Genomic DNA, 13,543 nt, shown 5'->3' with positions numbered 1-13,543 from the left:
CCGCCGGACGTAGCCGCGACCCTGGCCTAATTGCCTCCCAAACACCCCCAGGTTCTCGCCCCCGGTAAGGAACACGTCGACCGACCCGGCCTCCCCGGACAGCCCGATGCTGCGGCGGACCGCGTCGGGCTGCTCCCGGACGTCGAACCCGGCCACCCGGCCGGTGCCGCTGGTGGGCACGCTGAGCGTGGTCAGCATCCGCACCAGCGTGGTCTTGCCGGCGCCGTTGGGGCCGAGCAGCCCCAGGACCGTCCCCGTGGGGACGACGAAGCTCACGCCGTCGACGGCGCGGTTGTCTCCGAAGTGCTTGGTCAGGTCGATCGCCTCGACCGCGGGTGGGACGTTCATACCGCCTCCTGGTCCCGGGGTGCCGTCGGTCGCGCGGAGGGGGGTTCCGGCGGGGTCACCCCGACAGCATGGGACCTGCAGTGCACCTGAGGGCAACGACATTTCCCGGTGACCGCCGGCCCGCCCCGCGGCCGGTCCGGCCGCTCGCGCTGCACCCCAGCCGGTTGCGTGCAATCGTCGTCCCCGGACGGCCGGTACCCCTCGGCGTGACGACCCCGCGCCACCTGATCGCCCGGCCTCCGGACGTCGAGGTGGTGCCCGCGTGGACGTGGTCGAGCTCTCCCGCTTCCAGTTCGCCTCGACCAGCATCTTCCACTTCTTCTTCGTCTCGCTGACCGTGGGCCTGGCGTTCCTCATCGCGGTCATGGAGACCATCGCCTACCGCCGGTCAGACCGGCGCGAGGTCTACGGGAAGATGACCAACTTCTTCGGTCACCTCTTCCTCATCAACTTCGCCGTCGGCGTGGTGACCGGCATCGTGCAGGAGTTCCAGTTCGGGATGAACTGGAGCCAGTACTCCTACTTCGTCGGCAACATCTTCGGGGTCCCGCTGGCCCTCGAGGTGCTCATGGCCTTCTTCCTCGAGAGCACCTTCATCGGGCTGTGGTGGTTCGGCAAGGACCGGCTCAAGCCGTGGATGCGGCTGGCCAGCATCTGGCTGGTCGCCATCGGCACCCAGATCAGCGCCTTCTGGATCGTGCTGGCCAACGCCTGGATGCACCACCCGGTCGGCTACGAGGTCGTCGACGGGCAGGCCCGGCTCACCGACTTCGCCGCCGTCGTCTTCAACTACAAGGCCTGGCTGTACTTCGCCCACGTCCAGGGCAGCGCCTGGGTGGTGGCGGCCTTCTTCGTGCTGGGCATCAGCGCCTACCACCTGCTGCGGAGGCAGGACCCCGACGTGTTCTCCCGGGCGCTGCGGATCGGGTTGGTCTTCGCCGCCGTCGGCACCGTCTTCTCGGTGTTCAGCGGGCACACCGCGGCCCAGGTGTCCCGGGAGGACCAGCCGATGAAGTTCGCGGCCATGGAGGCGCAGTGGGAGACCTCGGACTCCCCGGCGCCGTGGTCGCTGATCGCCGTCATCGACCAGACGGCCCGGGAGAACTCGTTCAGCCTCGAGATCCCCTACGTCGGCTCGATCCTGGCCTACAACAGCCTCGAGGGCCGCTACGAGGGCATCAACCAACTGGAGGAGGAGTACGACGCCGCCTACGGCGAGGACGACTACACCCCGCCGGTGGCCTGGGTGTACTGGTCCTTCCGGATCATGGTCGCCATCGGGTCGCTGCTGCTGGCGACGGCGTTCCTCGGGCTCTTCCTGTGGTGGCGGCGCAAGCGGGGGCTCGACAGCACCCGCTGGTTCCTCCGGGCGCTGGTCTGGTTCATCCCGCTGCCCTGGATCGCCAACTTCACCGGGTGGATCGTCACCGAGATGGGCCGCCAGCCGTTCATGGTCTACGGCGAGCTCACCGTCACCGAGGGCGTGAGCGCCAACACCGCCGGGGAGGTGCTCGCCGGCCTGGTCGGCCTGTGGGCGGTCTACCTCGCCCTCATCGGGCTCGACGTCTACCTGCTCAGCGTCACCGCCCGCGCCGGCATCCACCGCAAGCCCGAGGCCCAGCTGGTCTCCGCGCCGGCCCCGGACTACGAGGGCGCCGGGTTCCAGGGGTACGAGAAGAGGGACTGACGGTGGACCTCGTCACGCTGTGGTTCTGGCTGATCGCGCTGACGTTCACCCTCTACTTCTTCCTGGAGGGCTTCGACTTCGGCGTCGACATCCTGCGGCCGACGCTGGCGCGCACCGAGGCCGAGGAGCGGGCGCTCACCGGCACCATCGGGCCGTTCTGGGACGGCAACGAGGTCTGGGTCATCGCCGCCGCCGGGCTGATGTTCTCCACCTTCCCGCTCTGGTACGGCGCGGTCTTCAGCGGCATGTACCCGCTGTTCGTGCTCATCCTGCTGGCGCTGCTGCTGCGCGGGGTGTCCTTCGAGTACCGCAACCAGGTCGACAGCGAGCGCTGGCGCTCCTTCTGGGACTGGATGTCCTTCGGCGGCAGCGTGGTCCCCTCGTTCCTGTGGGGTGTGATCATGGCCAAGCTCATCGAGGGGCTGCCGGTGAACGCCGAGGGCCGCGTCGAGGGCGGCTTCGCGGCGATGTTCACGCCGTTCTCGATCGTCGGCGGCGTCACCACGCTGCTGCTGTTCATGCTCCACGGCGCCAACTTCCTGCTGCTGCGCCTGCACACCGACACCGTGCTCTACCGGCGGGCCCGCCGGGCCGCGCTGCGCTGGGGGGCGCTGGCCACCGTGGCGATCGTGGGCTTCGTCGTCATGGGGTACGTCACCGAGGACCTGTTCGAGGACTTCGGCGTCGTGCCGTGGGCCTTCCCGGTCGCGGCGTTCCTCACCCTGGCCAGCATCTGGTGGGCGCTGGTGCGGCGCCGCGACGTGCTGGCGTTCACGATGAGCGGCCTGACCGTCCTGTTCGCCACCGTCACGGTGTTCATCGCCCTCTACACCCGCGGTGAGGTGCTGCCCTCGACGCTGCGGGCGGAGTACGGGCTCACCCTCGAGGAGTCGGCGGCCCAGGACTACACGCTGGTCCTGATGACCTGGGTCGGCGCGATCTTCCTGCCACTGATCATCGGCTACCAGATCTGGAACTACTACGTCTTCCGCGAGCGGGTGCGCCCCGACGAGGGCGCACTCAGCCACGGCTACTGATGGACCGCGGACCCACCGGCCGCCTGCTGGCGCTGCCCGCGTCACGCCGGCTGGTCACCCTGTGCGCCGTGCTCGGGGTGTTGGTCTGGGCGCTGCTGGTGGTGCAGTGGGCCCTGGTGGCCGCGGTCGTCAGCGCGGTGGTCACCGGCGCGGCGACGCCGGCGCAGACGTCCGGCGCCCTCGCCGGCGTCCTGGCCGCCTGGGGCGCCCGCGCCGGGCTGGCCGGGCTCCGCGACCGCGCCGCGGTCCGCACCTCGGCGCGGGTCCGGCGCGAGCTGCGCGCCGCGCTGCTGCGCACGCTCCTCGTCCTCGGCCCCGCCGCCGCGGCGGGGGAGCGCGCGGGTGAGCTGGTCACCACAGTCACCGAGGGGGTGGGCCGGCTCGACGGCGTCCTCGGCCGGTACCTGCCGGGTGCGGCGACGGCGGCCGTCGTCCCGCCGCTGGTGGCCGCCACCGTGCTCGTGCTCGACCCGGCCAGCGGCGGCCTGCTGCTGCTCACCGGCCCGCTGGTCCTGGTCTTCCTGTGGCTGACCGGCGCGCTCGCCGCGCGGTCCGCCCGCGCCTCGTGGGAGACCCTCGCCCAGCTGGGCGCGGTGCTGGTGGACACGCTGCGGGTGCTGCCCACGCTGGTCGCCTACGGCCGGGCCCGCGGCAGCGCCCGCTGGCTGGCCGGGGTCAGCGAGGCCCACCGCCGGAACACGATGCGGGTGCTGCGCACCGCGTTCCTCTCCGGCTTCGTGCTCGAGCTCGGCGCCGTGCTGTGCACGGCGCTGGTCGCCGTCACCGTGGGGGTGCGGCTGTTCCAGGGCGGACTGGACCTCGAGCGCGCGCTGCTGGTCCTGCTGCTCACCCCGGAGTTCTTCGCCCCGCTGCGCGCCCTGGGCGCCGACCGGCACGCGAGCCTGGAGGGCCGGCCGGCCGCCGAGCGGGTGTTCGCGCTGCTCGACACCCCCGCGCCCGCCCGCGGCACCCGCCCGGTCCCGCCCGGCGTGCCGCACCTCGCGCTGCGCGGTGTCACCGTCCGGTACGGCGACCGGGTGGCCCTCGACGGCGTCGACCTCGACCTTCCGCCGCTGTCCCGGACGGCGCTGGTCGGGCCCAGCGGCGCGGGCAAGACCACCGCCGTCCGGCTGCTGCTCGGGTTCCGCGCCCCCGACGCCGGCGCCGTGCTCGCCGACGGCGTCCCGCTGTCCGAGCTGGACCCCGACGCCTGGCGGGCGCGGGTCGCCTACGTCCCGGAGCGGCCGTGGCTGTCGCCGGGCACCGTCGCCGACAACGTGCGGCTGGGCCGCCCGGGCGCCGGCGACGCGGAGGTCGAGCAGGCGCTGCACCGGGCGGGGTTGCTGGACCTGGTCGCCCGGCTGCCGCAGGGCAGCGCCACGCCGCTGGGCGAGGACGCCGCGCGGCTGTCCGGCGGCGAGCGGGTGCGGCTGGCGCTGGCCCGCGCGTTCGTCAAGGACGCCCCCGTGCTGGTCCTCGACGAGCCCACCGGGCAGCTCGACGCGGCCACCGAGGCGGCGGTGCTGGCCGCCCTCGACGACCTCGCCCGCGGGCGCACCGTCGTCACCGTCACCCACCGGACGGCGCCGCTGGCCCTGCACGACCGGGTCGTGGCGCTCGACGGCGGGCGGGTGCGGGAGCCGGCGGTGCCGCGGTGAGGGAGACCCTGGCGCTGCTGCACGGGCCGCGGACCGCCCTCGCCGTCGTCCTGGGCGCCCTCACCGTGCTGTGCGGCGCGGCGCTGCTGGCCGTGTCCGGTGCGTTGATCACCGGCGCGGCGCAGCGCCCCTCGACCCTGCTGGTCCTCATGCCGCTGATCACCGGGGTCCGCCTGTTCGGGCTGTCCCGGGCGGCGCTGCGCTACACCGAGCGGCTGGTCACCCACGACGTCACGCTGCGGATGGTCACGGCCGTGCGCGCCCGGGTGCTCGAGCGGCTGGTCCCGCACGCGCCGGCCGCGCTCACCGGCGTCCGCGGCGGCGAGCTGCTGTCGCGGGTGCGGGCCGACGTCGACGAGCTGCAGGGCGTCGTCGTCCGGCTCGTCGCCCCCGCCGGCGTCGCCGTCCTGGCCGGGGGCACCGCGGTCGCCCTCACCGCCCTGGTCTCGCCGGCCACCGCCGCCGTGCTCGCCGGCCTGCTCGTCCTCCTCGGGGTCGTCGTGCCCGTGGTGGCCGCCCGTGCCGGGCGCCGCGCCGCGCTGGCCACCGCCCGCGCCGACGCCGACGTGGCCGCCGACACCCTGGACCTGGTCCGCGGCCTGGCCGACACCCTCAGCGGCGACGGCGGCGCCACGGCGCTGCGCACCCTCGACGGTCACCTGGACCGGCAGGAGGAGGCGCAGCGCGCGTCGGCCCGGCTGGCCGCGGTCACCACCCTGTGCCGGGAGGGCGTGCCGGGGCTCGGGCTCGTGGCGGCGCTGTGGCTGGTGGGCGCTGACGTGGCCGCGGGGGACACCGGCCCGCTGCTGCTGGCCGCCTGCGCGCTCGGGGTGCTCGGCGCCTTCGAGGCGGTGGGCGGGCTGGGCGCGGCCTGGAGCGCCGCGGGCGGGATCCGCGCGGCGGCCGGCCGCGTCCAGGACCTCGCCGCCCGGCGCCCCGCCGTCGCCGACCCGGCCGAGCCTTTGCCGCTGCCGGCGGGCTCCGCGCTGCGGTTCGAGGGCGTCTCGCTGACCCATCCCGGCGCCGCCCGCCCGGCGCTGCGCGGGTTCGACCTCGCCGTGCCCGACGGCGCCAAGGTGGCCCTCACCGGCGGGAGCGGCGCCGGGAAGAGCACCGTGCTGGCGCTGGCGATGCGCGCGCGGGACCCCGACACCGGCCGGGTCACCCTCGGCGGCACCGATCTGCGCCGGCTCCCGCTCGAGGGCGTCCGGTCCCGCCTGGCCTGGAGCGCGCAGGCGCCGCAGGTGCTCGGCGGCACGCTCGCCGGGAACCTCCGCCTCGGCCGGCAGGACGCCACCGACGAGGAGCTGCTCGCCGTCCTGGCCGACGTCGGCCTCGGGTCCCTCGCCACGACGCCGGGCCTCGAGGGCTGGGTGGGGGAGGGCGGGGAGCGGCTCTCGGCCGGTGAGCGCGCCCGGGTGGGGCTGGCGCGGGCGCTGCTCAGCCGCGCCGACGTGCTGCTGCTCGACGAGCCGACCGCCCACCTCGACCCGGCGCTGACCGGGCGGGTGATCGACCTGCTCGCCCGCGAGCCGCGCACCGTGCTGCTCGTGACCCACGACCCCGCGGCCCTCGACGGCCGGTGGCAGGTGGTCGGCCTCGACGCTCCGGCCTGAACCCGCCACACCCGACCGCCGGGCACCGGCGCCCCTGGTGCCGGGTCCGACCCGGGACGACCATGGCGCGATGGCATCCCCGACAGCCTTCGACGTCGACCGGCTGCTCCGCCTGTGGACCGACCCGCTGCCCGACGGCTCGGCCGCGGAGGAGGCCTTCCGCGCCCTCTACACCGACCCGGTCACCGTCAACGGGCACCCGCTGACCGCCGCCGACCTGGTCGCCCGCGCCCGGGCGGTGCAGGCCACCTTCGCCGACGCCGAGCGGGAGGTGGTCTCCACCGTCGAGGACGGTGAGCGGGTCGTGGTGGCCTTCCGCATGCGCGGGCGGCACGTGGGCCCGCTGCACACCGCGGCCGGGGTGCTGCCGCCCACCGGCCGGTACCTGGAGCTGCGGGTCGTGGACGTGCTCACGCTGGCCGGCGGCCGGGTCACCGAGGTCTTCATGGTCGCCGACGAACTGGGCGCGCTGGCCGCCGTCGACGCCGTCCGGTTCGAGCCCGCGGGCTGATCCGCGGGCCGCTGACGGGGGCGGCCGGGCGGCCGACACGCCGCGTGAGCGGCCGGACTCGCCGTGCAGCCCTTCCGCCGGCAGCGCGCTGACCTCTAGGTTCCCTCCGCCTCACCGTCCGCGGTCCCTACCGCGGGCGGCTTCAACGACGAAGGAGGACCTCCCGGATGACCCGTTCCCGCATGGTGACCGGCGGGCTCGCCACCGTGACCGCGCTCAGCGTGACCACGGTGCTGGGCATGTCGTCGGCGTTCGCCGTCCCGAACAACAACTCGGCCGAGAAGCTCACGAGGGCCGTCACCGCCGAGGGGGTGCTCGACCACATCGAGGCCCTGCAGGACGCCGCCGACGACAACGGCGGCGACCGGGCCGCGGGCCGCCCCGGGTACGAGGCGAGCGTCGACTACGTGGTCGCGCAGCTCGAGGCCGCCGGGTACGACCCGACCGTCCAGGAGTTCCCGTTCACCTACGCCGAGGAGAACTCGGCGCTGGTGCGGGTCTCGCCCTCGCCCCGGACGTTCGTCGAGGGCGTCGACTTCCTGCGGAACACCTTCGACACCGGCAGTCCCGAGGGCACCGCGACGGGCACCCTGGTCCCCGTCGAGCCCGGCGGCACGACCGCCGGCTGCGAGGCCACCGACTTCGCCGGCTTCGCCCCGGGGTCGATCGCGCTCATCCAGCGCGGTGGGTGCGGGTTCGCGATCAAGGCGCTCAACGCCCAGACCGCTGGCGCCGCCGGCGTCGTGATCTGGAACAACACGACGGGCCTGGTCAACATGATCGGCGCCGCCCCCGGGCTGACCATCCCCACCGTCTTCGCCACCATCGCGGCCGGCACGGACCTCGCGGCGACCCCGGGCGCCACGGTCACCGTCACCGTCGAGTACACCGCCGAGCAGCGCACCACCTACAACGTCATCGCCCAGACCAGCAGCGGCAACACCGACAACGTCGTGATGGCCGGCGCGCACCTGGACTCGGTGCAGGAGGGCGCGGGCGTCAACGACAACGGCTCGGGCAGCGCCGCGCTGCTGGAGACCGCGATCCAGATGCAGAAGGTCAAGCCCAACAACGCCGTCCGGTTCGCCTGGTGGGGCGCGGAGGAGGAGGGGCTGCTCGGGTCGGAGTACTACGTCGGCCAACTGAGCGAGGAGGAGATCGCCGACATCGGCCTCTACCTCAACTTCGACATGATCGCCTCGCCCAACTACACGACCGGGATCTACGACGGCGACAACTCCGGCGGCACCGCGGCGCCGGGCTTCATCCCCGAGGGCTCCGCGGAGATCGAGGACGTGTTCGAGGGCTTCTACACCTCGCGCGGCCTGCCGTTCGTGGACTCGGAGTTCTCCGGGCGGTCGGACTACGGGCCGTTCATCGCGGTCGGCATCCCCTCCGGCGGTCTGTTCACCGGCGCCGAGGTGCCGAAGACGGCGGCCGAGGCCGAGCTCTTCGGCGGGGTCGCGGGCGCGCAGAAGGACCCGTGCTACCACTCGTTCTGCGACAACCTCCGGGGTGAGGGCCAGGACGCCGACCTGTACGCGCAGCTGGCCGAGGACTACCGGCTGGTGGGCAACGTCAACGTCGACGCCCTCGACCAGAACTCCGACGCCCTGGCGACGGCGATCATCACCTTCGCCTACGACACCTCGACGGTGAACGACGTGCCGCGGGCGCCGGGCCGGTCGCACGGTGCCGGCAACAGCGCGGACGCCGGGCACGACCACGACGCGGGGGTCGACGCCGCCGCCTGACCCCGGCCGGCCGCCCGCACCCGCGGGCGGGAACCGGGTGCGCACCACAGCAGGCCCCCGGCGGGAGCGGTCCCGCCGGGGGCCTGCTGCTGCCGGGGGGTCCGCCGGCGGTCAGCGCAGGCGCGTCACCAGGCGCACCGACGTGCCCGTGGCGGTGCGGGCCACGTGGACGTGGTCGCAGAGCTGGCGCGCCAGCCACAGGCCCATGCCGCCGCGGGAGAGGTCCTCGCCGTGGGCCGGGCCGTACCCGGCGTAGGGGTCCTCCGGCCCGGGACCGCGGTCGGTGATGCGGCACACCACCCGCTCGCGGTCGGTCCACAGCTCCAGGTCCACCGGCGGCCGGCCGTGCCGCACGGCGTTGGAGGTCATCTCGTCGACGGCGAGCAGGAGGTCCTCGACCGTCTCGCGGGGGCCGTCCAGGGTGGCCAGCTCGGCGGCGACGGCGTGGCGCAGGCCGATGAAGTCGGTGACGTCGCGGGCCACCAGCCGGGGCCGGCCCTCCTCGAGCGGCTCGGGCGGCGCCGGCAGGTCGCGCAGGAAGGCGGCCGGGTCGACGTACCCGGGGTTGGCCGTGCGGTCGGCCGCGGTGACCAGGTGCGGATGGGTGCGGCGGGCCGACTCCAGCACCGGCTCGGGCAGCTGCCGGACGTCGAACACGCACAGGCCCCACAGCGGCCGGTCGGCCAGGGCGACGTTGACCACCGCCTCGTAGCGCTGCCACTCGTAGCGGTCCTGCTCGGTGGTGCCGAAGTCGGTCTCCCCGACGACCCGGATCCGGTCCACGCCGTCGGCGGCGCAGCGGTCGGCCAGCCGGCGCAGCGAGGTGATGACGGCCGGCGTGCGGCCCCGGTAGACCTCCGACCGGTCCAGGACGCGCAGGTGCGGGTGGTCGTCGAGCGCGTCCCGGATCATCCCCGTGGTCCGGGGGCCGGTGGCCACCACCGCCGCCTCACCCGCGGCGAGGCCCTCCCCGAGGAAGCGCGCGGCCACGGCGGTGAGCTCCGCGGGGTCGTCGTACAGGAACGCGTCGTGCACGTAGCGCCCGGCAGTTCCCTGCCCTCCGCCCGTGCGCGCAGCTGACACCCGTGGACTCCCCGACGGTCGACCTGTGACGAGTACGTGCACCCGTCCCTCGCCGACGCGGGAGGACCGCCCTCTCACGGGGTCCGGCACGAGCGCGGTTCCACACGGTACCTCTCGCTCCGGGGCGGACGTCGCAACCCGGTCCACCGGGCGGGGCCGGGTCCCCGCGCCGGGGCCCTGACACCGGGCGCTCCCGCCGGTAGCGTCCCCGCCGTGACGGCTCCTCGGGGGCTCCGCTCCCTGACCGGCCTCCGGCCGGGTGACCACGTCTGCTGGACCTTCACCGACGACGCCGACCTCGCCGGGGCGGTCGTGCCCTACCTCGACGAGGGCCGCCGGCGCGGGGAGCACCTGCTGCTGGTGGGGGCGTCCCGGCCGGCCCTGCTCGACGTCCTCGCCGGCCTGCCGCAGCGCGACGACCTCCTCGCCGACGGCCGGCTCGACGTGCAGACCACCGCGGACGCCTACGCGGCCGGAGGCGGCCTGGTGCCCGAGGAGCAGGCCGAGCGCTACCGCGCCGCGGTGCAGGCCGCGCTCGACGGCGGGCGCACCGGCCTGCGCGTGGCCGCCGACGTGACCGGCCTGCTGCGCAGCGGGCCCCCGGGCCGCCGTCTGCTGCACGCCTACGAGCGGCTCGCCGACGAGCTCATGGGGGCGGTCCCCATGACCGCGGCCTGCCTCTACGACGCGTCACTGGGCGCGGAGGTCCTCGCGCCGGTCGCCGTCCTCCACCCGGTGCAGCACGTCGGGGACCGCGAGCCGCTGGTCCACCTGTCCGGCCGGGGCCCGCATCCGGCCCTGCGCGGCGAGGTCGACCTCACCGAGGCCGCCACCGTGCGGACCGTCCTCGTCGACACCGTCCTCGGCACGGCCGGCCCCGTCCCCGGGGAGCTGCTGCTCGACCTCTCCGACCTGGAGTTCCTCGACGTGGCCGGCGCACGGGCGCTCTCCGGCGCGCGGGACGAGCTGGCCGGGCGGGGCACGGCCCTCCGGTTCACCGGGGCCGGCCGGCACCTGCGCCGCTGCCTGGACCTCTTCGACCTCCTCGAGGAGGAGCGGTGACGGCCCTGCTGCGTCCCACCGGCGGCTGGGACGGGACCTCCCTCGCGCACGAGGGGTTCGTGTTCTCCGACGACACCCAGCTCGTCGAGCGGGTGGTGCCCTTCGTCCTCGAGGGCTTCCGCCGGGAGGAGCCGGTGCTCGTCGTGGCCGGCCGGCGGGTCCGCTCCCTGCTCGCCGCCCACCTGGGCGCCGACCTGGGCCGGCTGGCGACCTTCGCCGCCGCCGAGACCTGGTGGCGCGGTGGCCACGGCACGCTGCTGGCCTACGCCCGCGACCTGCGCGAGCTGCGGGCCGGCGCGCCGAGCTGGCGGCTGGCCGCCGAGCCGGTGTGGCTCACCCGCGACGACGGGCGGGAGTGGAGCCGCTTCGAGGCGGTCGCCAACCTCTGCTTCGACGCCATGCCGTACTACAGCCTCTGCCTGCACGACGCCCGGCGTGTGCCCGGCGACGTGCTGGCGACCGTGGCGCGGTCCCACCCGCTCACCTGGGACGGCACCGCGCCCGCGCCGCAGCCGGCCTACGAGGACCCGGTGCGCCTGCTCCGCGCGCTGCAGCGCCCCTGGACCGCCCGTCCCGCCGGCGCCGCCGTCACCACGGTGACCGCGCCGGTGCAGGCGCGCCGCGCGCTGAGCGTCACGCTGCCCGCCGACCGCCGTGCCCGGCTCGGCGACGTCGTCGCGGCCGCCCACGAGCTGGTGGTCAACGCGCTGCGCGTGGCGCCGTTCGCCACGCTGGCGACGTGGCCCGACGGGGACGCCTTCGTCGTCGAGGTGTCCGACGCCGGGCCCGGCCTGCCCGACGAGACGCTGGGCTACGTGCCGCCCGACCCGCTCGAGGGCAAGGGGATGTGGCTGGCGTGGAGCCTGGCCGACGACGCCGCCGTCCGCACCGGCCCGTGCGGCACCGCGGTCCGGCTGTTCTTCGGTCCCTGACCCCGGGCCTCAGACGTCGCGGCGGGAGAAGGACAGCGCGGCCAGCCCGCCGATGAGCAGCAGCCAGATCACCACCCAGGCCAGGTAGGCCGGGCTCAGCGGGGCGATGGAGAGGAACGGCGAGCCCTCGAAGCCGAAAGCGGCCGGGGCGGTGGCGTCCTGGAAGGCGTGCATGGCACCCCGCCAGAGCCCGTCGGTGGGCAGCAGCACCCGCGAGACCTCACCGACCCGGGCGACGCCGTCGTTGCCGATGACCTCCCCGACGCTGCCCACGACCCCGGCCACCCAGCTGGCGCCGAACAGGCCGACGGCGACGATGCCCGAGGCCATGGGGGAGATCGCGGTGGCCAGCAGCAGCGCGAGCGTCATCAGCACTGTGGTCTGCGCGGCGAGCAGCAGCAGCCCGGTGACCGGGTCGGGCGGCCAGTAGTCCACGGCCCACCGGACGACGAGGAACTGCGCGAACCCGGCGACGGCGACGTAGCCGGTGCCGAAGGCGACCAGGCCGAGCCACTTGCCCGCCAGCACGGTGGCGCGGCGCACCGGCCGGGCCAGCACCGCCAGCGCCTGGCCGGACTCGACCTCCCCGGACAGCGTCGGGCCGGCGAGGAACGCGGTGCCGAGTGCGGCGATGAGGCTGTAGCCGAACATCACCAGGTTGAGCAGCTGGGAGGCGAACAGCCGGGCCTCGCCGCTGGTCAGCGCGCCGAACTCGGGGTCGACCGTCGCGAGCCGGGAGAAGCCCCAGGCCGACAGGGCCAGCAGCGCCACGGTCAGCGCCCCGAGGGCCCGCAGCACCTTGCGGCGGGCGGCCTCGCGCAGCGTCAGCGCGGCGAAGGTCAGGACCGTCACGGGTGCTCCTCCCGCAGGATGCCCAGCAGCCGCTCCTCGAGGCTGATCCGCACCGGCTCGACCGCGTGCACCCGCACCCCGAGGCCGACCAGGTCGGCGACCAGGCCGGGCACCGTGGTCCCGTCGTCGTCGTCGTCGTCGGGCAGGGCGACGGTGAGCTGATCGCCGGTGCGGGTGGTGGCGCCGGTCGCGGCCAGCCGCGCCTCGGCGGCCGGGGTGAGCCCGGTGAGGCGCAGCCGCAGCTCGCGCCGGCCGAGCAGCTCGGCGAGCGTGCCGGCGGCGGCCACCCGGCCGCGGTCGAGGATCACCACCCGGTCGCACACCCGCTCGACCTCGCCGATGAGGTGGGAGTTGAGCAGCACCGCGACGCCGTCGTCCTTGAGGGACAGCACGATGTCGCGGACGTCGACGCGGCCGAGCGGGTCCAGCGCGCTGGTCGGCTCGTCGAGCACGACGAGCTCCGGGCGGGCGACCAGCGCGACCGCGAGCCCCAGCCGCTGCTGCATGCCCTTGGAGAAGCCGCCCACCCGGTCACCGGCCCGCTCGGCGAGCCCGACCCGGGCCAGCACCTCCCGCCGGCCCTCCCGTGGCACGGGCGCGCCGGCCAGCCGCACGTGCAGCGCGAGCACCTCCGCCGCGGTCAGCCACGGCTGGTAGCGGAACAGCTCGGGCAGGTACCCGACCCGCTCGCGGGCCCGCGGGTCGCGCCCGGGCCGGCCCAGGATCAGCACCTCGCCGGCGTCGGGCCGGACCAGCCCGAGCAGCATCTTGATGACGCTGGTCTTACCCGCGCCGTTGGGCCCGAGCAGGCCGACGACCTCGCCGCGGCCGACGGTGAACGAGACGCCGTCGACCGCCGTGCGCCGGCCGAACCGCTTGCGCAGCCCCGAGCACCACACCGCCGGGGGCGGGGGGGGGGGGGGGGGGGGGTGGGGGGCCGGCGCGGGGGGGGGGGGGGGGGCGGGGGGGCGCCGCGGTGCCCGCGCGCGCCGAGGGGCGAGTC

General features: G+C 75.4%; 12 protein-coding genes. 8 read left to right on the top strand and 4 right to left on the bottom strand.

The window, feature by feature from the left end; genetic code table 11:
* The coding region (locus tag ACI78U_RS23780; protein ID WP_456877876.1) for an ATP-binding cassette domain-containing protein at positions 1-348 on the bottom strand (348 nt) is incomplete at its 3' end.
* A 262-nt stretch (positions 349-610) separates the two neighbouring features.
* Between ACI78U_RS23780 and ACI78U_RS23775 the strand changes: the two genes are divergently transcribed.
* From ACI78U_RS23775 to ACI78U_RS23750, 6 genes are all read left to right on the top strand, one after another.
* Positions 611-2,035: a cytochrome ubiquinol oxidase subunit I gene (locus ACI78U_RS23775; RefSeq protein ID WP_456877875.1), complete on the top strand. Its 1,425-nt coding sequence runs from the start codon at positions 611-613 to the stop codon at positions 2,033-2,035.
* 2 nt (positions 2,036-2,037) lie between these two features.
* The gene (cydB, locus tag ACI78U_RS23770) at positions 2,038-3,072 is read left to right on the top strand and encodes a cytochrome d ubiquinol oxidase subunit II (RefSeq protein WP_456877874.1); all 1,035 of its coding nucleotides are present in this window, start codon (positions 2,038-2,040) and stop codon (positions 3,070-3,072) included.
* Positions 3,072-4,730 carry a thiol reductant ABC exporter subunit CydD gene (cydD, locus tag ACI78U_RS23765; RefSeq protein WP_456877873.1) on the top strand — a complete coding sequence of 553 codons (1,659 nt, stop codon included), beginning with the start codon at positions 3,072-3,074 and terminating at the stop codon, positions 4,728-4,730. Before cydB ends, cydD begins: the two co-directional genes overlap by 1 nt.
* Positions 4,727-6,346, top strand: coding sequence for a thiol reductant ABC exporter subunit CydC (cydC, locus tag ACI78U_RS23760; RefSeq protein ID WP_456877872.1), 1,620 nt, complete (start codon positions 4,727-4,729; stop codon positions 6,344-6,346). Before cydD ends, cydC begins: the two co-directional genes overlap by 4 nt.
* Positions 6,347-6,416: 70 nt before the next feature.
* Positions 6,417-6,857 (top strand): ester cyclase, encoded by a 441-nt coding sequence (locus tag ACI78U_RS23755; RefSeq protein WP_456877871.1) that lies wholly within the window; start codon positions 6,417-6,419, stop codon positions 6,855-6,857.
* 167 nt (positions 6,858-7,024) lie between these two features.
* Positions 7,025-8,611, top strand: coding sequence for a M28 family peptidase (locus ACI78U_RS23750; protein WP_456877870.1), 1,587 nt, complete (start codon positions 7,025-7,027; stop codon positions 8,609-8,611).
* A 111-nt stretch (positions 8,612-8,722) separates the two neighbouring features.
* Here the strand turns inward: ACI78U_RS23750 and ACI78U_RS23745 are convergent, their stop codons facing one another.
* The gene (locus tag ACI78U_RS23745; protein WP_456877869.1) at positions 8,723-9,646 is read right to left on the bottom strand and encodes an anti-sigma factor RsbA family regulatory protein; all 924 of its coding nucleotides are present in this window, start codon (positions 9,644-9,646) and stop codon (positions 8,723-8,725) included.
* A gap of 261 nt (positions 9,647-9,907) precedes the next feature.
* Here ACI78U_RS23745 and ACI78U_RS23740 point away from each other — a divergent pair, with 261 nt between their 5' ends.
* Positions 9,908-10,756, top strand: coding sequence for an MEDS domain-containing protein (locus tag ACI78U_RS23740; RefSeq protein ID WP_456877868.1), 849 nt, complete (start codon positions 9,908-9,910; stop codon positions 10,754-10,756).
* Positions 10,753-11,688, top strand: a complete 936-nt coding sequence (locus ACI78U_RS23735) for an anti-sigma factor RsbA family regulatory protein (protein WP_456877867.1) — start codon at positions 10,753-10,755, stop codon at positions 11,686-11,688. Before ACI78U_RS23740 ends, ACI78U_RS23735 begins: the two co-directional genes overlap by 4 nt.
* Positions 11,689-11,697: 9 nt before the next feature.
* On the opposite strand, the gene ACI78U_RS23730 is transcribed toward ACI78U_RS23735, so the two are convergent.
* The gene (locus ACI78U_RS23730) at positions 11,698-12,540 is read right to left on the bottom strand and encodes an ABC transporter permease (protein WP_456877866.1); all 843 of its coding nucleotides are present in this window, start codon (positions 12,538-12,540) and stop codon (positions 11,698-11,700) included.
* Complete coding sequence (locus ACI78U_RS23725; protein WP_456877865.1) at positions 12,537-13,439, bottom strand: ABC transporter ATP-binding protein; 903 nt, start codon at positions 13,437-13,439, stop codon at positions 12,537-12,539. The genes ACI78U_RS23730 and ACI78U_RS23725 overlap by 4 nt, the downstream gene beginning before the upstream one ends.
* Positions 13,440-13,543: the final 104 nt, after the last annotated feature.

It is taken from the genome of Geodermatophilus sp. SYSU D00710, from assembly GCF_054050195.1.
The sequence above is the reverse complement of the archived record's forward strand: the minus strand, read 5'-3'. Positions and strand labels throughout refer to the sequence as shown.